Here is a 26,144-nt window from a genome sequence, read left to right as displayed (position 1 = left end):
AAGAAAAATGGCACTTAGAACAATCCGTGTACAGGGGGATTCTGTACTGACAAAAAAATCCCGGACAGTAGACAAAATGACACCGAGGATCGGGGAACTGATCACAGATATGCTGGATACCATGTATGATGCAATGGGTGTTGGCCTCGCTGCACCACAGGTAGGAATACTGAAACGTATCGTTGTCATCGATGTAGGTGAGGGCCCGATCGTGCTGATCAATCCGGAGATCCTTGAGACAAGCGGCGAGCAGACCGGTGACGAGGGATGCCTGAGCGTTCCGGGAATGGCAGGACAGGTAACACGTCCGAACTATGTGAAGGTAAAAGCACTTGATGTAAATATGAACGAACAGATCTACGAGGGAGAGGGCCTTCTGGCAAGAGCGTTCTGTCATGAGATTGACCATCTGGATGGAAAAATGTATACAGAACTTGTGGAGGGAGAACTTCACAAGGTAACTTATGATGAAGAAGACTAAAGGCGGGATACTATGAAGATTATTTATATGGGAACTCCGGACTTTGCGGTGGCGCCTCTTGCAGCACTGGCAGAGAACGGATATGAAGTGGAGGCTGTGATTACACAGCCGGACAAACCGAAGGGCAGAGGCAAAACTATGATGCCTACTCCTGTAAAAGAAGAAGCACTGAAACACGGGATCCCGGTACTGCAGCCGGTGAAGGTAAGAGATCCTGAATTTGTGGAAGAACTGAAAAATCTTGCACCGGACATCATCATTGTTGCGGCATTCGGGCAGATCATTCCAAAGAGCATCCTGGATATGCCGAGATTCGGATGTATCAATATCCATGCGTCTCTGCTTCCTAAATATCGTGGAGCTGCACCGATCCAGCAGGCGGTGATCGACGGTGAAAAAGAATCCGGCGTTACCATTATGCAGATGGGAACCGGTCTGGATACCGGTGATATGATTTCCAGGATCGTGGTTCCGCTTGCCAAAGATGAGACAGGTGGAAGCTTGTTTGATAAGCTCGCACAGGCAGGTGCAGAGCTTCTGGTACAGACTTTACCGTCCATTTTTGACGGAACTGCAATCCGCGAGAAACAGCCGGAGGAGAGTCCAACACCATATGCTGCCATGATCTCCAAAAAAATGGGGCTTCTGGATTTCAGCAAAAATGCGGAAGAACTGGAGCGTCTGGTAAGAGGCCTTGATCCATGGCCAAGCGCTTTTACCTTTATCAATGGAAAAACATTGAAGGTCTGGAAGAGCTCTGTTCTGGAAAAACAGGCACAGGAAGCACCGGGAACTGTGATAGCCGCTGACAAAGGAGGAATCCAGGTAGCATGCGGCCAGAAGGTACTCGTGCTCCATGAAGTGCAGCTGGAAGGCAAAAAACGCATGGAAGTGGATGCGTTCCTTCGGGGATATCAGTTGAAACCAGGAGACATGTTCAGAGATTCCAGGGAGTGATGAGTTATGTACGGATATGGTTATTACGGATGGGGAATGGACCCCACGATTCTTTTGCTCGTGATCGGAATGCTTCTTTCTCTTGCGGCATCCGCGAAGCTGCGCAGTACCTTTGCAGTCTATAAAAAGGTCCGGAGTCATTCAGGTATCACCGGTGCGGAAGCTGCACAGAGGATCCTGAGAGCGGCTGGGATCACAGACGTACAGGTGGTTCCGATCCGCGGAAGTCTTACGGATCACTATGATCCGAGAACGAAAACGGTTTCCCTTTCAGAAGATATTTATGGAAGAAATTCTCTGGCGGCTGTGGGGGTGGCAGCACATGAATGTGGCCATGCGATCCAGGATGCGATCAATTATGCACCACTGAATATCCGTTCAGCCATTGTACCTGCTGCAAATATTGGTTCCCAGCTTTCATGGCCGCTGTTTATCGCAGGACTGATCTTTTCCATTGATCCGCTGGTAACTCTGGGAATTGTTTTGTTTTCACTGGCAGTACTGTTTCAGCTGGTGACACTTCCGGTTGAGATCAATGCGTCTTCCAGAGCGCTTAAAATGCTGGAAAGTACAGGTATCTTAGGTGCAGATGAAAAAAAGGGTGCAAGAAAAGTACTTACAGCGGCAGCGCTTACCTATGTAGCAGCTCTGGCGGCATCTATTCTGCAGCTTCTGAGACTGATTATCCTTGCAGGAGGTAGAGATCGTGATTAGCAGCGGAGTAAATACCAGAGAACTGATCCTTGAGATCCTGTTACAGATCGAGGAGGAGGGTGAGCACAGCCATATTGCGATCCGGAATGCGCTTTCCAAATATCAGTTTCTTCCGAAACAGGAACGTAGCTTTATTACAAGAGTATGTGAGGGAACCCTGGAATACAGGATCTATATTGATTATGTCATCGATTCTTTTTCCAAGGTTTCTGTAAACAAGATGAAACCGCAGATCCGTGAGATCCTGAGAAGTGCGGTATATCAGCTGAAATTTATGGACAGTGTTCCGGACAGTGCAGTATGCAATGAAGCGGTAAAGCTGGCACAGCGAAAAGGCTTTTATAATCTAAAGCCCTTTGTCAACGGGGTGCTCCGTACGATCGCAAGAGAGATCGGTGATCTGGAGCTTCCTTCCAGGGAAGAAAACGAAGTCCGTTATCTTTCTGTGAAATATTCCATGCCGGAATATCTGGTAGAAAAATGGAAAGCAGCCTACGGAGTGAAGACTACGGAGAAGATCCTGGAGGATTTTCTGACAGAAAGACCGATCACAGTACGGTGCCGTACTCATAAGGCGTCTCTGAGAGAGATCGTCACCAGTTTGAAGTCTCAGGGAGTGACAGTAGAACAGGCTCCTTATCTTCCCTATGCACTGAAGATTTCCGATTACAATCATATTTTGACACTTGAGACCTTCCTTCAGGGAAAGATCCTGGTGCAGGATGTAAGCTCTATGCTTGTAGCGGAAGCTGCAAGTCCGAAAAAAGGTGACCATATCATCGACATGTGCGCTGCACCAGGTGGAAAAAGCATCCATGCGGCAGACAAAATGGGGGATTACGGAAATGTGGATGCCAGAGATGTAAGTCAGTATAAGGCAGATCTTATCAAAGAAAACATCCACAGGACCGGAGTGATCAATGTGGAAGCCAGAGTTCAGGATGCAACGGTATATGATCCGGATTCCGAACAGGCTGCGGATATTGTGATCGCGGATGTACCGTGCTCCGGTTATGGAGTTATCGGCAAGAAACCGGAAATCAAATACCGGGCAACTCCGCAGAAACAGGAAGAGATCGTAATGCTCCAGAGAATGATCCTGGATAAGGCTGCAAAGTATGTGAAACCGGATGGAACGCTGATCTTCAGCACATGTACCATTGCCCGGGAAGAAAACGAAGAAAATGTATTATGGTTTTTAAAGAATTATCCGTACCGGCTGGAAAGCCTGGATCCGTATATTCCGGAGGAACTGCACTGTAAATCCACGAAGCTTGGCTATCTGCAGCTTCTGCCGGGAATACATAAGACAGATGGATTCTTTATTGCCAGATTCAGAAGGAAATAACAGAAAATGACAGATGTAAAATCCATGACCATGGAGGAATTGAAGGAATTCATGACAAAGATCGGTGAAAAGCCTTTCCGGGCGAAACAGATCTATGCATGGCTCCACCAGCAGCTGGTTACCTCCTGGGATGAAATGACAAATCTTTCCAAAAGCCTCAGGGAAAAGCTTTCGGCTTATCCGATCACAGCACTGACCCAGGCAGATGTAAGGATCTCAAAAATTGACGGAACCAGAAAATATCTGTTCCAGCTGGAAGATGGAAATGTGATCGAGAGTGTTCTCATGCGGTATCACCACGGAAATTCTGTGTGCATTTCTTCTCAGGTGGGCTGCCGTATGGGATGCAGATTCTGTGCATCTACCATCGGAGGACTGACCAGATGCCTGAAACCGTCCGAGATGCTGGATCAGATTTACCGTATCCAGGCAGATACCGGCGAACGTGTGGCCAATGTAGTTGTGATGGGAACCGGTGAGCCGATGGATAATTATGACAATCTTGTCCGTTTTGTCCGGATCCTTACCGACGAAAACGGTCTTGGGATCAGTCAGAGAAATGTGACGGTTTCTACCTGTGGGATCGTGCCGAAGATGTATGATCTGGCTGAAGAAAAGCTTCAGATCACTCTGGCACTTTCCCTTCATGCTCCAAATGATGAAAAACGACAGGAACTGATGCCGATCGCGAATAAGTATTCCATGGATGAGGTTCTGGATGCCTGCAGAAATTATTTTGACAAAACAGGCCGAAGGATCACCTTTGAGTACAGTCTTGTAGCTGGCGTCAACGACAGTGAAGAAGATGCGAGACAGCTGGCAGGCCGTATAAAAGGCATCAATTGCCATGTAAATCTGATTCCGGTCAATCCCATCAAGGAACGCTCCTATGTGAGGTCTACTCGACAGGCTGTGGAGAATTTCAAAATAAAACTTGAAAAATACGGAATTAATGTTACTATTAGAAGGGAAATGGGCAGCGATATCGACGGTGCCTGTGGACAGCTAAGAAAAAGTTACATGGAAAAAACAGAAAGCGAGAAGTGACATGAGGATATACTCAGCTACTGATGTAGGGCAGAAGCGGAAGATGAATCAGGATTACGTGTTTGCATCTGAAGGTCCGGTTGGAAATCTGCCTAATCTTTTCACAGTCGCGGACGGAATGGGCGGACATAACGCCGGTGACTATGCATCCTCACATGCAGTACGGATCCTTGTGGATGAAATCCGTGAAGATGCGGATTACAATCCTGTGAAGGTTATTCGTCATGCGATCGAAGCTGCGAACACGGAGATCAGAAACCGTGCGCAGGAAGACGAAAACCTCCGGGGCATGGGAACCACTATGGTGGTGGCGACTATTGTAGATCAGTATGCCTATGTAGCCAATGTGGGTGACAGCCGTTTATATGTGATCCAGGACGGAATCCGCCAGGTCACCAGAGATCATTCCCTGGTACAGGAAATGGTGAGAATGGGCGAGATCAGCGAAGCGGAAGCACGGAATCATCCAGATAAGAACATCATTACAAGGGCACTTGGCGCGGAGAAAACGGTGGATGTGGATTTCTTTGATCTGAAACTTGAAAAAGGATGTACGATCCTGATGTGTTCAGACGGTCTCAGCAATATGGTTGAAGATGAGAAGATCCAGGAGATCATATCCGATCCGGAAGCAGATATTGATCAGAAGGGCAGTGCGCTCCTTCGGGAAGCAAATCAGAATGGTGGTAAGGATAATATTGCAGTCGTACTGGTAGAGCCATTCACGAATGAGGTGGAAGCATGTTGAAGACGGGAATGATCATAGCCGAGCGCTATGAGATCGTAGGAAAAATCGGAACTGGCGGAATGGCAGATGTCTATAAGGCTATGGACCATAAGCTGAACCGTTTTGTTGCCGTGAAGGTCCTGAAACCGGAGTTTCGGGAAGACACCACGTTTATAAAGAAATTCAGAAGTGAGGCCCAGGCGGCAGCTGGTCTTACACATCCGAATATCGTCAATGTATTTGACGTAGGAGATGACGGCGGTGTTTATTACATTGTTATGGAACTGATCGAGGGTATCACTCTGAAGGAATACATCTCCAAGAAGGGAAAGCTTTCCATTAAAGAGGCTACAAGTATCGCAATCCAGGTTTCTATGGGTCTGGAGGCGGCACACAGCCATGGTATCGTTCACAGAGATGTGAAACCTCAGAATATCATTATTTCCACAGATGGTAAAGTAAAGGTGACAGACTTTGGAATTGCCAGAGCTGCATCTTCCAATACGATCAGCTCCAATGTAATGGGATCTGTACATTACAGCTCACCTGAGCAGGTGAGAGGCGGATACAGCGATGAGAAGAGCGATATCTATTCTCTTGGAATCACACTGTATGAGATGGTCACAGGAAGAGTTCCTTTTGACGGAGATACCACTGTGGCGATCGCTATCAAGCATCTGCAGGAAGAGATGGTTCCGCCAAGTGTTTATACACCGGACCTTCCGTACAGTCTGGAGCAGATCATTCTGAAATGTACACAGAAAAGTGTAGATCGTCGTTACAGCCGTATGGAGGATGTGATCGCAGACCTGAAGCATTCTCTGATCGATCCCCAGGGTGATTTTGTAAAGCTTACTACAGTTGACAACGATGCCAAGACGGTTGTGATCTCAGAAGAAGAGCTTGGTGAGATCAAACATACACCGAAGCAGATCACAAAACCGGAGATCACCGCACTTGAGGAAGAAAAATACGACGATAACGATTACGATGATGCAGAGGAAGAATACAGACCGAGATCCGAGCATAGATCCGGAAAGAAAAAGAAGCATCATGGTTCCGGAAGAGGCCTGACGATTGCGGCACTGATCGGAGGTGCAGTCCTTCTGATCGTTCTTGTGGTAGTGCTTGGACGTGCCGCAGGACTGTTTGGAACCGGCAGCAGCGGAGCTGCAGACAGCAGCAAGGCAGAGGCGAAGCAGGAATCAGCAGCTGACGGTCTGGCAACCGTTCCTGATCTTGTAGGCAAGACAGAGGAAGAGGCTAAAACACTTGCAAACGATGCACATCTGGGTGTCCAGATGGCCGGTGAGGAGGCATCCGATCAGGAAAAAGGCAGGATCTCCCGTCAGGAGACAGCGGCGGGAACACAGGTTGAAGCCAATACAACTGTGAAATACTGGGTAAGCACCGGAACAGCACAGGTTACGATCCCGGATCTGGATGGACGTACAGGAATCGATGCACAGCAGACTCTGGAAGATCTTGGACTTCAGGTAAATGTCCAGAAAGAATACAGCGACACAGATGACAACGGATATGCACTGGTAGATCCGGGATATGTTTACAATGTCGAGCCGGCAGCAGGTACTTCTGTGCAGGCAAGCTCTTCTGTAACACTGACAGTCAGTCGAGGGGTTGATTATGGCGATAATGCTGAGGTTCCGAGTGTTGTAGGAATGACCAAGGATGATGCGCTTACTACTTTAGGGAAATTTATTGATATCCAGATAACAGAACAGCAGAGTACAGAAGCTGCAGGTACAGTTATCGCACAGGATCCGGAAGCCTATGCGGCAGCAGACCCGGATCAGCCGATCAGCATTACCATCAGCTCCGGTGACAAGGCTCCATCCACAGACAGCGCAGCATCTGCAGATAGTACAGCATCTACAGACAGTACAGCATCTACAGACAGCACAGCATCTGCGGACAGCACAGTATCCACAACTACATCTACAGCAGATGTCAATGCAAACACAGGCTGGAAATGTACACAGACACTGGATACCCCGTCCGGCTACAATGGAGGCGCGATCCGTCTGGAACTGATCCAGGACGTAAACGGTGAGCCTAAGGCATCCACCATCATTGATGGACAGAATATCAGCTTCCCGTATCAGCTTGATATCTCAGGTGCTGAGGGCGTTACCTCAGGAACCATCTATCTCTATGAAGAGGTAGACGGGGATTATCAGCAGCTTGGAACCTACACGGTTACATTCAAGAAAGCTGAGTGATCATGCAGGGAAAGATAATCAAAGGTATTGCCGGATTCTACTACGTATATGCAGAAGACGGCAATACATATGAATGCAGAGCCAAGGGAATTTTCCGTAAGGATAAATTCAAGCCTCTGGTAGGTGACAATGTGGAGATTGCAGTTCTGGATGAAAAGGAACTGGAGGGAAGTGTGACGGAGATCCACAAGCGTAAGAATTCTCTGATCCGTCCGGCTGTGGCCAATGTAGATCAGGCACTGGTGATCTTTGCCATGGATAATCCGAAGCCGAACTTCATGCTTCTGGATCGTTTCCTCATTATGATGGAGAGGGAAGGTGTTCCGGTAGTCATCTGTTTTAACAAAAAAGATCTGGCAACAACGGAAGAACTGGAATTTCTCTATGAAACATACCAGAGCTGCGGCTATCAGGTGATCCTGTCAAGTGCCCTGAAGGGAGAAGGACTCGACGAGATCGAAGAAGTGCTTCAGGGCAGGACAACTGTGGTAGCCGGCCCATCCGGCGTGGGAAAATCTTCTCTTACAAATTCCCTTCAGGAAGAAGTGGAGATGGAAACCGGTGAGATCAGCCGTAAGCTGAAACGGGGAAAACATACCACGCGCCATGCACAGATCATACCGGTGGCACAGGATACATTCCTTGTGGATACGCCGGGATTTTCCTCCTTATATATTGAAAATATGGAGGAGCAGGAACTGAAGGATTACTTTCCGGAGTTCCGAAGATATGAAGGACAGTGCCGCTTTCAGGGGTGCCGTCACATACATGAACCGGGCTGCGCTGTTAAGGAAGCCCTTGAGAACAATGAGATCAGCAGACTCCGATATGAAGATTATCTGGAGCTGCACCAGGAATTAAAAGAGAAAAGGAGATACTGAGTCATGGAATACCGATTGTGCCCGTCGATCTTATCAGCAGATTTTAACAGACTGGGAGAACAGATCAAAATTCTGGAAAAGGAAGGCGTTGAATATCTGCATATTGATGTTATGGATGGAGATTTTGTTCCCAGCATTTCTTTTGGAATGCCGGTGATCAAATCGATCCGGAAAGAATCCAACATGTTTTTCGACGTACATTTGATGGTAACAGAACCGGAAAGATATATCCGCGATTTTGTAGAATGCGGAGCAGATTCCATTACTGTACATGCGGAGGCATGTGAGGATCTGGAGCGTACACTGGAGCAGATCAGGGCAGCAGGGGTAAAGGCGGCAGTTTCGATCAAGCCATCCACACCGGTAAATGACATCAGCCATCTTCTTGAAGATGTGGATATGGTGCTGATAATGACTGTTCAGCCAGGATTTGGCGGACAGAAATACATGGACGAATGCACGGAAAAGATCCAGGAGCTTCGTGAGCTTATTGATGAAGAAGAGCTGGATGTTGATATCCAGGTAGATGGTGGTATCAATGATGATACACTGGAGACGGTTATGCGTGCCGGTGCAAACCTCATGGTCGCAGGTTCCTGGGTATTTAAGGGCGATGTGGCAGCCAATGTAAGACACATTACAGAAAAAATCCACAATATCAAAAAAGAGCTGGACTGAAAATGATCGATACAATAATAATCAGCGGGGGCAATATCCAGAATGGTTTTGCCCTCGATTTTTTAAAAAAAAGAATAGAAGAAAGCCGAGGAGAGAAAATCACTCTTGTTGCTGCAGATAAGGGGATGGAATGGTTTATGAAAAACCGGGAATTTATTCCGGATCTTGCAATTGGGGATTTTGACAGTCTTTCCGAAGAAGGCCAAAAATATATGGAAAGCCTGAAGGGACCGGAGATCATCAGGCTGAAGCCAGAGAAGGATGATTCGGATACACAGTCTGCGGTAAACCAGATGATCCGCAAGGGTGCAAAGGATATCCTGATCCTGGGAGCTACCGGCACAAGGCTGGATCATGTGCTGGCGAATCTGGGACTGCTTTCCATGGGTAAGGAACAGGGCGTTCGTATTGCGATCGCAGATCAGTGGAATTATATCACACTTGCAGAAAGTGGAACCATACTGCACAGAGAGGAGCAGTTTGGAAAATATGTTTCATTCTTTACTGTGGGAGGTGATGTGACAGGCCTCACTCTGAGGGGATTTAAGTATCCGCTGAACGGATATCATCTGACAGTAGAAGACAGTGGCCTGACCGTCAGCAATGAGATTTCGGAAGAAACCGCAGAGATCCTGTATGAAAGCGGGCAGCTTCTGATGATCATGTCCAGGGACTGACAGTAACAACAAATGCCTCACAGTTGCGATTTCAGGCTGTGTATGGTAATATGGGACAGGAATGGCCTGAAAAACGGAAAGGCCTGTTTAAAGAGTATCTGAAAAATACTGTAAATAAATATATCGAAAGGATGTATATAGAGAGATGAAATTAGGTATCGTAGGACTTCCTAACGTAGGAAAAAGTACATTATTCAATTCACTGACAAAAGCCGGAGCAGAATCCGCAAACTATCCGTTCTGTACTATCGACCCCAATGTGGGGGTTGTAACCGTTCCGGATGAGAGACTGAATCTTCTCGGAGATTTTTATAAATCAAAAAAAGTAACACCGGCAGTGATCGAATTCGTCGATATTGCAGGTCTTGTAAAAGGCGCATCCAAAGGAGAGGGACTTGGAAACCAGTTCCTTGCAAATATCCGTGAGGTAGATGCTATCGTTCACGTGGTACGCTGCTTTGAGGATTCCAATGTTGTTCATGTAGATGGAAGCATTGATCCGCTCCGCGATATCGAGACTATTAATCTGGAGCTTGTTTTCTCTGATCTTGAGATCCTCGAGAGAAGAATTGCCAAGGTTACCAAGACTGCACGTATGGATAAGGAAGCTGCCAAAGAGCTTACATTCCTTGAAAAAGTAAAGGCGCATCTGGAAGAAGGACAGCTTGCCATTACTCTGGAAACAGAGAACGAAGATGAGGATGCATGGCTTGCAACCTATAATCTTCTTACTGCAAAACCGGTGATCTATGCGGCTAACGTTGCAGAGGATGATATCGCAGATGATGGGGCGAACAATCAGTATGTACAGGCAGTACGTGAATACGCTGCCAAACAGAACAGCGAGGTATTTGTGATCTGTGCGCAGATCGAGGAGGAGATCTCCGAGCTGGATGAGGATGAGAGAAAGATGTTCCTTGAGGATCTGGGACTGACAGAATCCGGCCTGGAGAAGCTGGTGCGCGCAAGCTATCACCTTCTTGGACTTATGAGTTTCCTGACAGCAGGAGAGGATGAGACAAGAGCATGGACTATCAAGATCGGAACCAAGGCACCGCAGGCAGCAGGTAAGATCCACACAGACTTTGAACGTGGATTTATCAAAGCAGAGGTTGTGAATTATCAGGATCTTCTGGATTGCGGTTCCTATGCAGGTGCCAGAGAGAAGGGCCTTGTACGTATGGAAGGAAAAGAGTACGTTGTACAGGACGGAGATGTGATCTTATTCAGATTTAACGTGTGATCACCAACGTCTGTGAAATACCGGCTGTAAGCTGAAAAATTATAACAGGTGATTTTATGGATATGTCAATTCGGTTTCCCGGATTAAATCTGGTTTTGGATCATGTGCCGAGATCCTTTGAGATCTTTGGCTTTGAGATCACGATCTATGGCGTCCTGATCGCGATAGGAATGCTTCTGGGAATCTTTTTTGTGGTACTGGAAGCCAGAAGAAATCATGAAGATCCGGATGCATATCTGGATCTGGCCATCATAACGCTGCTTTCCGGTGTGGCAGGGGCAAGGCTGCTTTATGCGGCTTTTTCCTGGAGCCTTTATAAAAATGATCCGGGACAGCTTCTGAATATACGGTCCGGAGGACTTATGTTTTATGGCGGACTTCTGGGCGGTGTGCTGGGTGGTGCGGTCTACTGCAGGATCCGAAAGAAATCCTTCTGGCAGATGGCAGATCTTGCCTGCATGGGACTTCTGATCGGGCAGATAATAGGAAAGTGGGGAAGCTTTTTTAACAGAGAATCTTTCGGGGAATATGCAGACAACATTTTTTCCATGCAGCTGCCGCTGACTGCGGTACGGGCAGGAGAGGTCACCACGGCTATGCGTGAAAAGCTTCAAACCGTGGACGGTGGTACCTGGATTTTGGTACAGCCCTTGTTTTTCTATGAAAGTCTCTGGTGTCTGCTTGTGCTTTTGGTGCTTATGATGCTGCTTCGCAAAAAAGTATTTCAGGGAGAGATCTTTCTGAGATATCTGGCAGGCTATGGTCTTGGAAGAGTAGTGATCCAGTGGTTCCGCACAGATAAAATACTGTTTCCGGGAACCGGCGTGGATGTTTCACTGGTGATCTCGGTAATACTTTTTGTTCTTTGCACCGTGGTAGTTGCAGTGAAACGCGTGATGTCCAGAAAGCGGGCAAAAGTACGGATGAGAAGGATCGAGAAAGATCAGCAGGCAGAGAAAGAAGCGGAACAGCAACGGGAAAATGTAGCAGAGAATCTGGAAACAGAGACTGTACAGGGAGAAAAAAATGGATCAGAACGAGATACAGAAGAAAGAGGAAGCTCTTCGGAAAGCGTCACTTTTGCAGCAGCTGCAGGAGGAACGGAAGAAGCTGGACAGCCAGATCAGGAGCAGGAGCGATCTTCTGAAGAATCTGGAGGCCAGCCAAAGAGTTGACCGTATTCTGGAATTATATTACGGAAACTGAGAGCAAACAGATACAGGATACAGATGCTTTTGTCTGATGGATCAGAATATAGGATAGGATACCGGCATTTGGCTGATAAGAGCAGCAGAAAACTGCCCTGCAGGAAAACGTCTTCTACGACGTTTCCGGCAGGGCAGTTTTTGTGCTGTGCAGTAGGAATATATCAGTACATCTTTCGGAAATCCAGAGGAGTTGTGCCTGTGACTTTACGGAACATGGCGATAAAGTGGCTGGCATCGGAAAATCCGGAAGCGCCGGCAACATCCTGGATCTTCATATCCGGTCTGGAAAGCAGAAGCTCACGTGCGCGGCTGATGCGGTACATGGTAACGTACTCGTAAACCGAGCAGCCCATAAAACGGCGGAACAGACGGGAAAGATACTGCGGAGAGACAAAAACGCTCCGGCTCAGCTGCGCTGCAGTGATATCCTGCTGATAACCGGTTTCGATTTCTTTTATTACCGGGATCACATATCTCTGGTAGAGAGGATTATCCTGTATCTTCGGAGAAGCTGCACAGTCTGTAAAATTCATAAGAAAATTATAGCAGTCGGAAGAAAGAGATTTCATATCCGGTGTGGGCTGATGATATTTACGCAAGGTAGAAGAAATCATTTTTCGGATACTGGCTCCCTGTTCCTTTTCGATAAGGATCACTTCCTGGTTGTCTGTCATGGAAGGAATGCTGCCTGCCAGTGTTCCTGTGAAGGTGGCAAACATCGTGGTCCAGGAAGTAGACTCCCTGTGATAGGAATGAGGGACACCGGGGGCGATGAGGATGCCCTCGTTGGCTCCGAGAGTATAAAATTTTCCACGGACTTCAATGCGTCCGGTACCCTTTTCAGTCTGGAGGTAATGATAATACGGATATCCGTCCGGACGGAAGATATTAACCTGATTCCAGTGGTTCCCAAGAGATTCAAACATGAAGGGAGCACTGACCGGAGTGTTTCTGAAATAGATCGACATGATATTCACCTGTTTCTAAATGTTATATATTTTGGCGAAACATATTATACCATAATCCGGTGGATTATACTATAATGATCATAGCATAAAAAACGAAGGATCCGGCAGAAAAAAAGAATCTGCCGGGCAGGAGGAAAAAATGAAAAAATTTGATCATTCTCTGTTAAAAGATCCCCGGTATTTCAGCGACGGAAGAATGGATGCCCACTCAGATCATACATATTATCGCTGTGAGGAAGAGAGAGAAGATGGGAAAACTTCTTTCCGTCACAGTCTGAATGGTCTCTGGAAGTTCCATTATGCACGGAATTATGCATCTGCTATCCCAGGCTTTGAGGAAGAAGCATATTCCTGTAAGGACTGGGAGGACATTTATGTGCCGGCACATATCCAGATGGAAGGATATGATGCACCGCAGTATGCCAATGTCCAGTATCCGTGGGAAGGCCATGAAGAACTTCATCCGGGACAGATCCCGGAACGTTTTAACCCGGTGGCAAGCTATGTGAGATATTTCCATGTGCCGGAGAGCATGAAAGGAAAAAGAGTATTTGTTTCATTCCAGGGAGCAGAGAGCGGCCTGGCTCTGTGGCTCAATGGAAAATTTGTGGGATACAGTGAAGATTCTTTTACTCCGTCAGAATTCGAACTTACGGAATATCTGAAGGACGGCGAGAACAAGCTGGCGGCACAGGTGTTTAAATGGACAGCCAGCAGCTGGTGCGAGGATCAGGATTTTTACCGTTTTTCTGGAATTTACAGAGATGTTTATCTGTTTACGGTACCGGATGTCCATGTATATGATCTCAGGATCCGTGCCATTCCGGATGAAACTCTCAAAAAAGCCGAGCTTGAGATCGTGACCAGTACCTGGGGAAAAGGAAAAATGAAGCTTACACTTTCCGGAAAGGGAGAGATCCTTTTGCAGGAGGAAAGATCTCTGAACGGAGAGGATACCTGTACCTGGGAGATTCAAGATCCCCTTCTCTGGAGTGCAGAAGAGCCGAATCTCTATGATCTGGAGCTGGAGATCAGTGATGAAAGCGGAAAGCTCCAGGAGATCATCCCGGAGAAAGTCGGTTTCCGCCGTTTTGAAATGAAGGATGGTATCATGACCCTTAACGGAAAACGTATTGTATTCAAGGGTGTGAACCGCCATGAGTTCAGCTCTGTCACAGGAAGACATGTGTCCCGGGAGGAACTGCTCAAAGACATCGTGACCATGAAACAGAACAACATCAATGCGATCCGTACCTGTCATTATCCGGATGCATCTCCGATCTACCGTCTCTGTGATGAATATGGTATTTACATGATCGCAGAAAACAATCTGGAATCTCACGGAACCTGGGATATAGCAGAATTTACCGGAGATCACACGGATATCGTTCCGCACAACAAACCGGAATGGCTGGGTATGATGCTGGACCGTGTAAATTCCATGTATCAGCGTGACAAGAACCATCCGGCGATCCTGATCTGGTCCTGTGGAAATGAATCCTTTGGTGGAAAAGATATCTTTGAGATGTCTGAGTTCTACCACAAGAATGATCCTACAAGACTGGTACATTATGAGGGGGTTTTCCATGACCGCAGCTACAATGCCACCAGTGACATGGAAAGCCAGATGTATCCTTCCGTAGAAGCGATCCGGGAGTTCCTTGCAAAGGATGATAGCAAGCCGTTTATTTGCTGTGAGTATACCCATGCAATGGGAAATTCCTGCGGCGCAATGCATAAATATACAGATCTTACAGATACAGAACCGAAATATCAGGGTGGCTTTATCTGGGATTACATTGATCAGTCTATTTACAAAAAAGACCGTTACGGTAAAGAATTCCAGGCATACGGCGGAGACTTCGGTGAACGTCCTACAGATTATAATTTCAGTGGAAACGGTATCGCATACGGCGGAGACAGAGATGCTTCACCAAAGATGCAGGAGGTAAAATTCAACTACCAGAATATCACTGCGCAGGTAAGTGAGGATTCTGTTAAGATCATCAACAAAAATCTTTTTGTAAATACGGACACATTCCGATGTGAAGTAACTCTTGCAAAGAACGGTCATGTCCTCCGCACAGAGACACTGGATACAGCGGTGGAGCCTTTAAGCCAACAGACCTACAGACTTCCATTTGGAAAACAGCAGCGCCCGGGCGAATATACGGTAACCGTAGCCTTCCTTCTCAGAGAAAAAACACTTTGGGCAGAGGCAGGACATGAGGTTGCTTTCGGCCAGTATGTTTATCAGGTGGAAGGAACACCGGAAGCTCCTGCGTGTGGCGTGGAGCTTGTGAGAAGCCTTCATAACATCGGTGTCCGCGGGGAAAATTTCGAAGTGCTGTTTTCCGTTCTCAATGGTGGTCTGGTTTCGTATAAATATGCAGGAAGAGAAATGATCGAAGCGATTCCGAAGCCCAACTTCTGGAGAGCCCCTACAGATAATGATTGCGGAAGTCTGATGCAGATGCGCTATGCACAGTGGAAGATCGCCAGCATGTACGCAAGTCATAAGGATTACCGAAAAGGCATGTATGGTCCGGCCAATGCTCCGGAGACAACGGTTCACGAAAACAGCGTGGAGGTTGCTTTTACCTACATCCTGCCAACTACGCCTGCCAGTGAATGCCGTCTTGCCTATGAGGTAACCGGAGATGGAAGAGTAAAGACAACGCTGACCTATGATCCTGTAAAAGAGCTGGGTGATATGCCGGAGTTCGGAGTACTCTTTAAATTCAATGCGGATTATGATCATGTTCAGTGGTACGGCCTGGGACCGGCAGAGACTTATGCAGACCGGAAGCATGGCGCAAAGCTCGGCATTTATGAGAATCTCGTGACAGACAATATGGCACGCTATCTTGTGCCGCAGGAATGCGGAAACAAAGAGGAAGTACGCTGGGCAAAGATCACAGACAGAAAGGGTAGAGGAATGCTCTTTGAGATGGATAAAGAAAACGGCCCGATGATGTTCTCGGCACTTCCATATACTCCTCATGAAATGGAAAATGCCATGCATCCCTATGAGCTTCCGGCAATCCATTATACCGTTGTCCGTGCCGCAAAGGCGCAGATGGGAGTTGGAGGAGATGACAGCTGGGGTGCCCGTACCCATCCGGAATACCTTCTGTATACCAATGGAAAGATGAAATTTTCCTTTGCGTTCAAAGGCCTTTAAAATGTCATAAAATAACAGAACATAAAGTCAGAAAAAAGCTTCCGGCGACTGTCCGGAAGCTTTTTCATTTCATAATAATGCACAGAAAATAAACAGGTTGAAAAAAAACCTGTGGATATTTCATGAAATGAAAAAAAACTTGGATATGCACTTGTTTTTTCATGGTAAATAGTTTAGAATGATTACATAAGTGGTAGAAAGTGGTGAATAGTGGTAGCGAATGGGGATGAGTGGCAGAACACACCATTTGCACCCTGGAAGCACGAAGGGGAGAATCGTGTTTCACGAGAGTAGGTGGGTTTCATGTTCATGGGCGAGTATAATCATACGATCGACGCGAAGGGGCGTCTGATCATCCCTTCCAGGTTCAGGGAACTCTTAGGGGAAGAGTTCGTACTGACAAGAGGGTTGGATGGTTGCCTTTCTATTTATCCGATGGATGAATGGGTTGCTTTTGAAGAGAAACTCCGAGCATTACCACTTACAAATAAAGACGCAAGAACCTTTTCACGTTTCTTTGTAGCCGGAGCTACAACATGTCAGCTGGATAAGCAGGGAAGAATCCTGGTGCCGCAAACGCTGCGCCAGTTCGCTGGTCTGGATAAGGATGTGGTGCTTACGGGTAATCTGAACCGGATCGAGGTTTGGAGCAAAGAGAAGTGGAGCGAGAACTGCAATTATGATGATATGGACAGCATTGCGGAAAGCATGCAGAACATAGGAATCGTCATTTGAGCATAACGCAGGTAGAAATCCCACAGGAGACGGATATGGAATTTAAGCATAAATCTGTATTACTCAATGAGACCATTGACGGCTTAAGGGTAAAGCCGGATGGAATCTATGTGGATGGCACTTTAGGAGGAGCGGGACACGCCACAGAGGTGTGTAAGAAACTTTCTGCCAAGGGGAGATTTATTGGCATAGATCAAGACCAGGATGCGATAATTGCTGCGAGTGAACGGCTGTCAGCCTTTAATCAGGTGACAATCATTCGCAGCAATTATTGTTACATGGCAGATGAGCTGAGATCCCGTGGCATTGAGAAGGTGGACGGGATCCTGCTGGATTTGGGAGTGTCATCTTATCAGCTGGATAATGAAGAGAGAGGTTTTTCCTATCGGTACGATTCTCCTCTGGACATGCGAATGGACAGAAGACAGAGCCGTACAGCCGGTGATATAGTCAACGGTTATGAGGAACGGGAGCTGTATCGGATTATCCGCGATTACGGCGAAGATAAATTTGCCAAAAATATAGCGAAACACATTGTGGCTGCCAGAGAGCAGGCACCGATCCGGACAACCGGAGAACTGACAGAGATCATACGGGGTGCGATCCCCATGAAAATACAAGCTACAGGAGGACATCCGGCCAAGAGGACTTTCCAGGCAATACGTATTGAGCTCAACCGGGAGCTTGACGTGCTCCGGGATTCCCTGGACGGCATGATCGATCTCCTGGATGACGGAGGAAGGATCTGTATCATTACATTCCATTCTCTGGAAGACAGGATCGTTAAGACCATTTTCCGAAAAAATGAAAATCCCTGTACCTGCCCGCCGGATTTTCCGGTCTGCGTATGCGGAAAGAAATCCAAGGGTAAGGTGATCACAAGGAAACCGATCTTACCGGGAAAAGAGGAAATGGAAGAGAATCCGAGATCCAAAAGTGCGAAGCTTCGTATTTTTGAACGGAAAATGTAGTTGAGAGATGGAAGGTAGGCAAATGGCGAAGACAGGAAGAGGGACTACAGCCAGAAGAAATCGAAATACCGTCAGGAACAGCAGAGAAATGTATGTTCAGGGAAATGCGGTAAAACGGCTGCAGGAAGTTCCTCAGAGGACTGATCTGCCCGAGATACAGGAAAGGCGATGGCTGGCTCAGAAAAGAAAACAGAAATCCGCAGTACCTGTGACACCGGCAAAACAGGTGGTAAGCAGACAGGCACAGCGGAACCGGGAAAAGGCAATGGCCATGAACAAGGGGTTCGTTCTGTTTCTTACGGCAGTTTCCATCGCGGTACTTTTTACCTGTATCAATTATCTTCAGGTAAAATCCGAAATCACGGCGAGTATGAAAAATGTTGCAAATCTGGAATCTGAGCTTGCACAGCTGAAAGAAGATAACGATGCATATTACAGTCAGGTCACTTCTGCAGTGGATATCAGCGAGATCAAGAAAAAAGCTATCGGCGAGCTTGGAATGAAATATCCTTCGGAGGATCAGATACAGACCTATACCACGGAAGGAAACAGTTATGTGAGACAGTATCAGGATGTGGACACACACAAGTAACAGAAGTACAGTTTTTAAGCAGGTGATCGATTGAGTACAAGAAGGCGCAGGCCGGTAAAAAAAATAAATTACAGTATGAAGAAAAAGCTGGCAGTACTATTTTCCTTAGTGTTGCTGGCTTTAGTCGGTTTGGTGGCAAGAATTACCTATATCAATGCCACCAGCGGAAGCAAATATCGAAAGCAGGTGCTGAGTCAGGCTCAGCAGAAATATGAAAATCAGACACTTCCGGCAAAAAGAGGAGATATCTATGACCGGAACGGGAATATCCTGGCAACCAGCAACAAGGTCTATAATGTGATCCTTGACTGTCTGGAGGTCAATAAGGATCAGGATTCTGTGGAGCCTACCATAAAGGCTCTTGTGGAAGTCCTGGGATTGGATGAAGATGAGATGCGAAAGCTTCTCACCGACAGCAGTACAAAAAAAAGTCAGTATCAGATCGTAAAGAAACAGATTTCCATGGACGACAAAAAAGCCTTCGAAAAATACGAAGATCCGGGGGACGACAGTGAACTGACTGCCACGCAGCTGAAAGAACGTTCCAGGATCACAGGTGTATGGTTTGAAGAAGATTATCTCAGATCTTATCCGTTTAATGAGACTGCCTGTGATACCGTTGGATTTACACTTTCCAGAGATGTGGCGGATGCCGGACTGGAAGGATATTACAATGCGACACTTACCGGCGTGGATGGAAGACAGTACGGATACATCAACAACAATTCCGACGTAGAACAGACGATCATCGAACCGACGGATGGCAAAAGCATTGAGACCTCGCTGGATCTGGGACTTCAGCAGATCGTGGAAAAATACGTAAATACCTTTGAAGAAAAGATGGGAGCCAAAAATGTAGGCGTGATCATCGAGGATCCGAAAACAGGAGAGATCCTGGCAATGGACGGCGGTGACCGTTATGACCTGAATAACCCGAGAGATCTTTCAAATGTGTATTCCCAGAGTGAGATCGCTGCCATGAACGATGAGGAAACCGTGGAAGCGCTAAACGGGATGTGGAGTAATTTCTGTGTGACAGATGCCTACGAGCCTGGATCGGTTGTAAAGCCTATCGTTATGGGCTCCGCACTTGAAATGGGAGCGATTTCCGAGAGCGATAATTTTGTCTGTGACGGCGGACAGTCTTTTGGAGCGGAAGGTGCGACTACTTTTATCAAATGTGCGGTATGGCCGGATGCTCACGGGACAGAAGCTCTTTCCGATGTCATTGCCAATTCCTGCAACGATGGTATGATGCAGATCGCAGCAAAGATGGGAAAAGATAATTTTCTTAAGACACAGAGCGTTTTCAATTTCGGAACAAGAACCGGTATCGATCTTCCCAATGAGGGAAGCGGTGTGATCCATACCAGCGATACCATGGGAGAAACGGAGCTTGCATGCTCTGCTTTCGGACAGGGCTATACACTGACCATGATACAGGAGATCAATGCAATGTGTTCTGTGATCAATGGAGGATACTACTATCAGCCTCATCTGGTGACGAAGATCAAGGACAGCAGCGGCGGAATCGTAAAAACGATCTCTCCGACACTGATGAAGCAGACGATTTCCGAGAAGATATCTGCAGATATCCGCTCCTACATGGCTGCCAGCGTAGACCATGGTACCAGCCGTACCTCCAAGGTGCAGGGCTACAGCTCCGGTGGTAAAACCGGTACTGCCGAGAAGCTTCCGCGAGGCAATGGCAAGTATCTGGTATCTTTTATCGGATTTGCACCGGTAGATGATCCGGCGCTTGTGATCTATGTAGTTGTGGATGAGCCGAAGGTAGATGATCAGGCAAGTAGTACGTACGCACAGTACATTGCACAGGGGATCCTTTCCGAAGCACTTCCGTATCTGAATGTACAGCCGGATGAGGCAGAGGATGGAGAAGTTCCGACTACAGAGCTGTGGGAACTTTTTAAGGGAATCAGCGATTCTGCAACAGGAACCGGCGCGGACGGGCAGAAGGAGGCAATTTCCGATGAGAATGTACCAAGTCCGCCGGAAGATGAGTCGGAGGACAGTGATACCGAAGATAATAACGATATGCAGAGCGAAGGTCTTACCAACGAGGAGGCCGGTCTGGAATAGATAAAAAGAATACCCTCTCAGGGGAACGTCATATATTACAGTGACGACCTCTGAGAGGGATTTTTTTATGATCCGGACCATGGTTTATCACAGGAAAAAAATATGGATGGTTTTTCTGATCTGCATAATGCTTCTTCTGGGACTTGTGGGAAGACTCTGGTATCTTATGAACGTTCGGGCAGAATATTATTCAAAAAAGGCGGAGGATCTTCATGAGAGGGAACGTGACATAAAAGCAGCCAGGGGAAAGATCCTGGACATCAGGGGAAATATTCTGGCAGATAACCGGACAGTCTGTACAGTATCGGTGATACACAGCCAGATCAAAGATCCTGAAAAAGTGATCCGTGTACTGTCCGGAGCATTGTCTGTGAAAGAAGAGGAAATCCGGAAAAAAGTTGAAAAAGTTTCTTCTATTGAAAGAATACAGACAAACGTGGAAAAAAGCATTGGAGACAGGATCCGGGAATATGACCTTGAGGGAGTGAAGGTAGATGAGGATTATCGGAGATATTATCCTTATGGATCTCTCGCTTCAAAAGTACTGGGATTTACCGGAGGTGATAATCAGGGGATCATTGGTCTTGAAGTGAAATACGATGAGATCCTGAAAGGAGAGCCCGGAAAGATCCTCACAGTTACGGATGCACGTGGTGTGGAGATCGACGGAACCGGAGAACGGAGGAAGGAACCGGTGTCAGGAAATACTCTGCGTACCAGTCTGGATGTTAATATCCAGGAATATGTGCAGCAGGCAGCCGGTAAAGTCATGGAAGAAAAACAGGCGGAGAGAGTTTCCATACTGCTTATGAACCCTCAGAACGGAGAAATCTATGCCTGTGTCAATGTGCCTGAATTTGATCTGAACGATCCGTTTACTCTGAATACAGAAGAAACAGCAGCAGAGGGAGAAAAGAAGCAGGATCTTCTGAACCGGATGTGGAGAAACCCCTGCCTGAATGATACCTATGAACCTGGCTCGACTTTTAAGATCATCACTATGGCAGCAGGGCTGGAGGAAGGAGTGGTGTCAACAGAGGATCGCTTTTTCTGTCCGGGCTATAAGGTGGTGGAGGACCGGCGGATCCACTGTGCAAAGAGAACAGGACATGGTGCGCAGAGTTTTGTAGAAGGTGCCCAGAACTCCTGTAACCCGGTATTTATTGAGGTGGGCCTGCGGCTTGGAGCAGACCGTTATTACAAATATTTTAAACAGTTCGGACTTTTGAAAAAAACAGGAATAGATCTTCCGGGAGAGGCCGGAACGATCATGCATAACCCCAAAAATATGGGAGAGGTGGAGCTTGCCACGGTATCCTTTGGCCAGTCGTTTCAGATCACACCGATCCAGCTTGCAACAACCGTCAGTGGGATCATCAATGGCGGAAACCGGATCACACCTCATTTTGGGATCAGCGTGGAAAGTGCGGACGGAACAAAGGTGCGGACACTGGAATATCCGGTGGAAAGCGGGATTGTGTCCGGTGAGACTTCCCGGACAGTACGTACGATCCTGGAAACTGTAGTTTCAGAAGGCTCCGGAAAAAATGCCGGGATCCAGGGGTTTTCCATTGGGGGAAAAACAGCTACCTCTCAGACACTGCCCAGAGGCTCCGGCAGATATATTTCTTCATTCCTGGGGTTTGCCCCGGCAGAGGATCCGAAGGTCCTGGCTCTTTGTATCATCTATGCACCCCAGGGTATGTATTATGGTGGGATCATTGCCGCACCGGTGGTACGCAGTATTTTTGAAAATGTACTTCCCTATCTTGGGATCAAGAGGACAGTTACGGAAACTCCATCCGGGGAAAACCGGGCAGATGGGGTTGATTAATGAGGATAAAAGCCTTATACTGTTGAAGAAGTATAAAAAAACGAAAGAATTAGAGGTGTGAGGATGGAGTTTCATGTTGTGATCCCTGTGCTGATCTCATTTGCGATCAGCCTTGTATTAGGACCGATTGTTATCCCTTTTTTAAGAAGACTTAAAATGGGACAGACAGAGAGAGAGCTGGGTGTGCAGTCCCACCTGAAAAAGAACGGTACCCCTACGATGGGTGGGGTGATCTTTCTCATTGCAACAACTGTAACATCACTGTTTTATATCAGAGATTATCCGATGATCATCCCGGTACTTTTCCTGACACTGGGATTTGGACTGATCGGATTTCTGGATGATTATCTGAAGGTAGTTCTGAAGCGTTCTGACGGACTTCTGCCATGGCAGAAAATGGCACTGCAGATCGTTGTGACAGCTGTATTTGCTTTTTATCTTGTAAATTATTCCAACGTATCCCTGACTATGAAGATCCCGTTCTGGAGCGGACATTATCTGAACCTGGGATGGTTTGCGGTTCCGGTACTGTTCTTTGCGGTGATCGGTACAGTAAACGGAGTCAATTTTACGGATGGACTTGACGGACTGGCTTCCAGTGTTACCCTGATCGTGGCAGTATTCTTTACGGTGGTTTCCCTTGGAATGAACAGTGGTGTGGAACCGATCACCTGTGCAGTTGTAGGCAGTCTGATGGGATTCCTTCTGTTTAATGTATATCCTGCCAAGGTATTTATGGGAGACACCGGTTCTCTGGCATTGGGGGGCTTTGTGGCTGGTGTGGCTTATGCCATGCAGATGCCGCTGTTTATCATCCTGGTCGGACTGATCTACCTTGTGGAGGTATTGTCTGTTATGCTCCAGGTATCCTATTTCAAGGCAACACACGGAAAAAGAATCTTCAAGATGGCGCCTATCCACCATCATTTTGAGCTTTGTGGGTGGTCCGAGACACGAGTTGTTGCAGTGTTCTCTGTTGTAACTGCTATTATGTGCCTGATCGCTCTCCTGGCATTATAAGGAGGAACAGAAAAATGGATTTAAAAGGAAAAAAAGTTCTCGTTTTCGGAGCCGGAAAAAGCGGCATTGGAGCAGCTGATCTGCTTGGGAGTGCAGGAGCACAGCCGGTGATCTATGACGGAAACGCAGATCTTGATAAAGAGGCAGTTTTACATAAAACAAACGGAAAATACACCCCGGAGATCTGGGCCGGAGATTTTCCGGAGAGAGCGCTGGACAGTCTTGATCTTATAGTGCTAAGTCCGGGAGTTCCCACAGACCTGCCGCTGGTAAGGAGCTTCTATGAAAAGGGCCTTCCGGTATGGAGCGAGGTGGAGCTTGCCTATCGTACAGGCAAGGGAGAGGTTCTTGCGATCACAGGAACCAACGGTAAGACAACAACAACAGCACTTCTCGGAAAGATCATGGGAGATGCCCGTGAATCTGTATTTGTTGTAGGAAATATCGGAACTGCATATACATCCAAATCATTGGAGATGAGAGAGGATTCCGTAACTGTTGCGGAGATCAGCAGCTTTCAGCTGGAGACTATTGACCAGTTCCGCCCGAAGGTAAGTGCGATCCTCAACATCACAGAGGACCATCTGAACCGTCATCATACCATGGAGGAATACATCCGTGTAAAAGAGCTGATCACCAAAAATCAGGGACCGGAAGATGTATGTGTTCTGAATTACGAGGATGAAGTCCTTCGTAAATTCGGTGAAAATATCGTTCCGAAGGTGGTATATTTCTCAAGTCTTCGCAAACTGGATCAGGGAATCTATCTGGACGGAGACCAGATCATTCTCAAAACAGAAAAAGAAGAGATACCGATCGTAAAAACCGAAGAGCTTAAGATCCTGGGACGTCATAATCACGAGAATGTAATGGCAGCCGCCGCCATGGCATATTATGCGGGCGTTTCTGTGGAGAGTATCCGCAAGAGTGTCTGTGAGTTTGTGGCAGTTCCACACAGGATCGAGTATGTGACAGAGAAAAACGGTGTTGCATATTACAACGATTCCAAGGGAACCAATCCGGATGCGGCCATCAAGGGGATTCAGGCAATGAACCGTCCGACTCTTCTGATCGGCGGTGGCTATGACAAGGAATCCAGCTATGATGAGTGGATAGAATCCTTCGACGGAAAAGTCCGTTATCTTGTTCTCATCGGTCAGACGAAAGAGAAGATCAAAGCAGCAGCAGAACGTCTTGGATTTACAGATATCATCCTCTGCGAGGATCTGAAGGAAGCTGTCCGGGTCTGTGCGGAAAAAGCCAATCCCGGAGATGCAGTTCTGCTTTCACCGGCATGTGCGAGCTGGGGACAGTTTGATAATTATGAGCAGCGCGGTGACATGTTCAAGGAATACGTGAAAGCACTGTAATAATCCGAAAAATACATACATAAGCTGAAATAAAGACCACTGTGGAGGCCATGCATGAAGGCAGGACAGAAACAGACCGGAAAGACAGATACCGTTCTCTGGGTACTGGTTCTGATTCTGGTGGTATTGGGACTCGGGGCGCTTTTTTCGGCAAGTGAATATAATGGCAGAGTACGTTTCCACGACTCTGCCTATTATTTTAAGAAGCAGCTCTTTGCCACGGCACTGGGGCTGCTTGTTATGTATCTGGCATCACGGGTAGATTACCGGCTGTCTGTAAAGCTGGCGCCGGCTGCCTATATTTTTTCGCTTTTTCTGTCTGCTGCAGTCCTGCTTTTCGGACAGGAGATCAATGGATCGAAGAGGTGGCTGAACCTGGGGCCGCTTTCCTTTCAGCCGTCGGAGTTTTCCAAGGTGGCAGTGATATTGTTTCTGGTGTGGCAGATCAGCAATACAAAAAGCAAAACAACCGGATTCTGGTTTATCTGCAGGACTATGATGACGTTGCTTCCGGTAGCAGGTCTGGTGGGCTCCAATAACTTAAGCACAGCGGTGATCATTCTGGGGATCGGTGTGCTGCTGATCTTTGTGGCCAATCCCAGGTATCTGCAGTTTCTCGCACTTGGAGGTGCGGGGATAGGATTTATTGCGGTTTTTCTTGCCGCGGAGAGTTATCGTCTGGAACGCCTGGCAATCTGGCGGGATCCGGAAAAATATGAAAAAGGATTTCAGACTATACAGGGCCTGTATGCGATCGGAAGCGGAGGGATCTTCGGCAAGGGGTTCGGGAACAGTCTGCAGAAGCTGGGATTTGTCCCGGAAGCCCAGAATGATATGATATTTTCTATTGTGTGTGAGGAAACGGGGATACTGGGAGCCTTTCTGACACTTTTTCTGTTTGGTATTCTGATCTGGAGGCTTTGTATTCTGGCATTAAACTGCCGGGATCTGCAGGGAACGCTGCTGTGCGCCGGGATCATGGCACATATGGCGATCCAGGTAGTCCTGAATGTTGCAGTAGTAACGAATACGATTCCCAACACCGGGATCACTCTGCCCTTTGTAAGCTATGGCGGAACTTCTGTTGTTTTTCTTCTGGGGGAAATGGGGCTGGCCTTAAGTGTCAGCAGTCACAGACATGGAAGGATCACATAGAATAACAAGTAAGA

General features: G+C 47.2%; 22 protein-coding genes. 21 read left to right on the top strand and 1 reads right to left on the bottom strand.

The genetic code is table 11. The features are described from left to right. Positions 1–7 precede the first annotated feature (7 nt). The 12 genes from def to lgt all read left to right on the top strand — a co-directional run bounded on the left by def (position 8) and on the right by lgt (position 12,168). On the top strand, positions 8–481 hold the full coding sequence (def, locus tag NE638_RS04210) for a peptide deformylase (protein ID WP_021651614.1): 474 nt from the start codon (positions 8–10) through the stop codon (positions 479–481). A 12-nt stretch (positions 482–493) separates the two neighbouring features. Continuing rightward, positions 494–1,438, top strand: coding sequence for a methionyl-tRNA formyltransferase (gene fmt / locus NE638_RS04205; protein ID WP_021651615.1), 945 nt, complete (start codon positions 494–496; stop codon positions 1,436–1,438). A gap of 6 nt (positions 1,439–1,444) precedes the next feature. Next, complete coding sequence (locus tag NE638_RS04200) at positions 1,445–2,152, top strand: zinc metallopeptidase (RefSeq protein ID WP_015526118.1); 708 nt, start codon at positions 1,445–1,447, stop codon at positions 2,150–2,152. Then, on the top strand, positions 2,148–3,500 hold the full coding sequence (gene rsmB, locus NE638_RS04195; protein ID WP_044961572.1) for a 16S rRNA (cytosine(967)-C(5))-methyltransferase RsmB: 1,353 nt from the start codon (positions 2,148–2,150) through the stop codon (positions 3,498–3,500). Before NE638_RS04200 ends, rsmB begins: the two co-directional genes overlap by 5 nt. A gap of 6 nt (positions 3,501–3,506) precedes the next feature. Beyond that, on the top strand, positions 3,507–4,547 hold the full coding sequence (gene rlmN / locus NE638_RS04190) for a 23S rRNA (adenine(2503)-C(2))-methyltransferase RlmN (RefSeq protein ID WP_015526117.1): 1,041 nt from the start codon (positions 3,507–3,509) through the stop codon (positions 4,545–4,547). Position 4,548: 1 nt separating this feature from the next. Next, positions 4,549–5,295: a Stp1/IreP family PP2C-type Ser/Thr phosphatase gene (locus NE638_RS04185; protein ID WP_021651617.1), complete on the top strand. Its 747-nt coding sequence runs from the start codon at positions 4,549–4,551 to the stop codon at positions 5,293–5,295. After that, positions 5,289–7,514 carry a Stk1 family PASTA domain-containing Ser/Thr kinase gene (gene pknB / locus NE638_RS04180; protein WP_173733432.1) on the top strand — a complete coding sequence of 742 codons (2,226 nt, stop codon included), beginning with the start codon at positions 5,289–5,291 and terminating at the stop codon, positions 7,512–7,514. Before NE638_RS04185 ends, pknB begins: the two co-directional genes overlap by 7 nt. Positions 7,515–7,516: 2 nt before the next feature. Next, positions 7,517–8,395 (top strand): ribosome small subunit-dependent GTPase A, encoded by an 879-nt coding sequence (gene rsgA, locus NE638_RS04175; protein WP_173733433.1) that lies wholly within the window; start codon positions 7,517–7,519, stop codon positions 8,393–8,395. 3 nt (positions 8,396–8,398) lie between these two features. Beyond that, positions 8,399–9,073 (top strand): ribulose-phosphate 3-epimerase, encoded by a 675-nt coding sequence (rpe, locus tag NE638_RS04170; protein WP_015526113.1) that lies wholly within the window; start codon positions 8,399–8,401, stop codon positions 9,071–9,073. A 2-nt stretch (positions 9,074–9,075) separates the two neighbouring features. Continuing rightward, the gene (locus tag NE638_RS04165; protein WP_021651620.1) at positions 9,076–9,750 is read left to right on the top strand and encodes a thiamine diphosphokinase; all 675 of its coding nucleotides are present in this window, start codon (positions 9,076–9,078) and stop codon (positions 9,748–9,750) included. 145 nt (positions 9,751–9,895) lie between these two features. Continuing rightward, the gene (gene ychF / locus NE638_RS04160; RefSeq protein ID WP_022426886.1) at positions 9,896–10,993 is read left to right on the top strand and encodes a redox-regulated ATPase YchF; all 1,098 of its coding nucleotides are present in this window, start codon (positions 9,896–9,898) and stop codon (positions 10,991–10,993) included. Between the two features lie 56 nt (positions 10,994–11,049). Then, on the top strand, positions 11,050–12,168 hold the full coding sequence (gene lgt / locus NE638_RS04155) for a prolipoprotein diacylglyceryl transferase (protein WP_173745808.1): 1,119 nt from the start codon (positions 11,050–11,052) through the stop codon (positions 12,166–12,168). 194 nt (positions 12,169–12,362) lie between these two features. Here lgt and NE638_RS04150 read toward each other — a convergent pair whose 3' ends face one another. Continuing rightward, complete coding sequence (locus NE638_RS04150; RefSeq protein WP_015526109.1) at positions 12,363–13,169, bottom strand: helix-turn-helix domain-containing protein; 807 nt, start codon at positions 13,167–13,169, stop codon at positions 12,363–12,365. A gap of 139 nt (positions 13,170–13,308) precedes the next feature. Here NE638_RS04150 and NE638_RS04145 point away from each other — a divergent pair, with 139 nt between their 5' ends. The 9 genes from NE638_RS04145 (at position 13,309) to NE638_RS04105 (ending at position 26,130) form a co-directional block, all read left to right on the top strand. Continuing rightward, positions 13,309–16,353 (top strand): glycoside hydrolase family 2 TIM barrel-domain containing protein, encoded by a 3,045-nt coding sequence (locus NE638_RS04145; protein ID WP_173745807.1) that lies wholly within the window; start codon positions 13,309–13,311, stop codon positions 16,351–16,353. Between the two features lie 303 nt (positions 16,354–16,656). Next, the gene (gene mraZ, locus NE638_RS04140) at positions 16,657–17,088 is read left to right on the top strand and encodes a division/cell wall cluster transcriptional repressor MraZ (RefSeq protein WP_021651636.1); all 432 of its coding nucleotides are present in this window, start codon (positions 16,657–16,659) and stop codon (positions 17,086–17,088) included. Between the two features lie 35 nt (positions 17,089–17,123). After that, a complete protein-coding gene (gene rsmH, locus NE638_RS04135; RefSeq protein ID WP_015526106.1) occupies positions 17,124–18,059 on the top strand; it encodes a 16S rRNA (cytosine(1402)-N(4))-methyltransferase RsmH in 936 nt (311 codons plus the stop codon). 22 nt (positions 18,060–18,081) lie between these two features. Next, on the top strand, positions 18,082–18,651 hold the full coding sequence (locus NE638_RS04130; protein WP_173745806.1) for a hypothetical protein: 570 nt from the start codon (positions 18,082–18,084) through the stop codon (positions 18,649–18,651). A gap of 30 nt (positions 18,652–18,681) precedes the next feature. After that, positions 18,682–20,751 (top strand): peptidoglycan D,D-transpeptidase FtsI family protein, encoded by a 2,070-nt coding sequence (locus tag NE638_RS04125; RefSeq protein ID WP_243269275.1) that lies wholly within the window; start codon positions 18,682–18,684, stop codon positions 20,749–20,751. A 67-nt stretch (positions 20,752–20,818) separates the two neighbouring features. Continuing rightward, positions 20,819–22,585 (top strand): peptidoglycan D,D-transpeptidase FtsI family protein, encoded by a 1,767-nt coding sequence (locus tag NE638_RS04120; RefSeq protein ID WP_161209757.1) that lies wholly within the window; start codon positions 20,819–20,821, stop codon positions 22,583–22,585. Positions 22,586–22,648: 63 nt separating this feature from the next. Next, entirely contained in the window at positions 22,649–23,605 is a 957-nt protein-coding gene (mraY, locus tag NE638_RS04115) for a phospho-N-acetylmuramoyl-pentapeptide-transferase (protein WP_015526100.1), read from the top strand. Between the two features lie 14 nt (positions 23,606–23,619). Next, complete coding sequence (murD, locus tag NE638_RS04110; RefSeq protein ID WP_173745805.1) at positions 23,620–24,975, top strand: UDP-N-acetylmuramoyl-L-alanine--D-glutamate ligase; 1,356 nt, start codon at positions 23,620–23,622, stop codon at positions 24,973–24,975. Positions 24,976–25,029: 54 nt separating this feature from the next. Beyond that, a complete protein-coding gene (locus NE638_RS04105; RefSeq protein WP_015526098.1) occupies positions 25,030–26,130 on the top strand; it encodes an FtsW/RodA/SpoVE family cell cycle protein in 1,101 nt (366 codons plus the stop codon). Positions 26,131–26,144 lie beyond the last annotated feature (14 nt).

Origin of the sequence: Blautia sp. MSK.18.38 (genome assembly GCF_024460535.1) — a bacterium.
Taxonomy (GTDB): Bacteria; Bacillota; Clostridia; order Lachnospirales; family Lachnospiraceae; genus Blautia_A; species Blautia_A fusiformis.
Note: the sequence above shows the minus strand (reverse complement) of the source record. Positions and strands in the feature narration are given on the sequence as shown.

Excerpts from the sequence above, each read along its gene's own strand:
- NE638_RS04120 (WP_161209757.1), top strand. The coding sequence starts at position 20,819 with ATGATCCGGACCATGGTTTATCACAGGAAAAAAATATGGATGGTTTTT.
- rpe (WP_015526113.1), top strand. The coding sequence starts at position 8,399 with ATGGAATACCGATTGTGCCCGTCGATCTTATCAGCAGATTTTAACAGA.
- NE638_RS04185 (WP_021651617.1), top strand. The coding sequence starts at position 4,549 with ATGAGGATATACTCAGCTACTGATGTAGGGCAGAAGCGGAAGATGAAT.
- pknB (WP_173733432.1), top strand. The coding sequence starts at position 5,289 with ATGTTGAAGACGGGAATGATCATAGCCGAGCGCTATGAGATCGTAGGA.
- NE638_RS04165 (WP_021651620.1), top strand. The coding sequence starts at position 9,076 with ATGATCGATACAATAATAATCAGCGGGGGCAATATCCAGAATGGTTTT.
- rsmH (WP_015526106.1), top strand. The coding sequence starts at position 17,124 with ATGGAATTTAAGCATAAATCTGTATTACTCAATGAGACCATTGACGGC.
- NE638_RS04200 (WP_015526118.1), top strand. The coding sequence starts at position 1,445 with ATGTACGGATATGGTTATTACGGATGGGGAATGGACCCCACGATTCTT.
- NE638_RS04145 (WP_173745807.1), top strand. The coding sequence starts at position 13,309 with ATGAAAAAATTTGATCATTCTCTGTTAAAAGATCCCCGGTATTTCAGC.
- NE638_RS04105 (WP_015526098.1), top strand. The coding sequence starts at position 25,030 with ATGAAGGCAGGACAGAAACAGACCGGAAAGACAGATACCGTTCTCTGG.
- def (WP_021651614.1), top strand. The coding sequence starts at position 8 with ATGGCACTTAGAACAATCCGTGTACAGGGGGATTCTGTACTGACAAAA.
- rlmN (WP_015526117.1), top strand. The coding sequence starts at position 3,507 with ATGACAGATGTAAAATCCATGACCATGGAGGAATTGAAGGAATTCATG.
- fmt (WP_021651615.1), top strand. The coding sequence starts at position 494 with ATGAAGATTATTTATATGGGAACTCCGGACTTTGCGGTGGCGCCTCTT.
- rsgA (WP_173733433.1), top strand. The coding sequence starts at position 7,517 with ATGCAGGGAAAGATAATCAAAGGTATTGCCGGATTCTACTACGTATAT.
- lgt (WP_173745808.1), top strand. The coding sequence starts at position 11,050 with ATGGATATGTCAATTCGGTTTCCCGGATTAAATCTGGTTTTGGATCAT.
- mraY (WP_015526100.1), top strand. The coding sequence starts at position 22,649 with ATGGAGTTTCATGTTGTGATCCCTGTGCTGATCTCATTTGCGATCAGC.
- NE638_RS04150 (WP_015526109.1), bottom strand. The coding sequence starts at position 13,169 with ATGTCGATCTATTTCAGAAACACTCCGGTCAGTGCTCCCTTCATGTTT.
- mraZ (WP_021651636.1), top strand. The coding sequence starts at position 16,657 with ATGTTCATGGGCGAGTATAATCATACGATCGACGCGAAGGGGCGTCTG.
- ychF (WP_022426886.1), top strand. The coding sequence starts at position 9,896 with ATGAAATTAGGTATCGTAGGACTTCCTAACGTAGGAAAAAGTACATTA.
- NE638_RS04130 (WP_173745806.1), top strand. The coding sequence starts at position 18,082 with ATGGCGAAGACAGGAAGAGGGACTACAGCCAGAAGAAATCGAAATACC.
- murD (WP_173745805.1), top strand. The coding sequence starts at position 23,620 with ATGGATTTAAAAGGAAAAAAAGTTCTCGTTTTCGGAGCCGGAAAAAGC.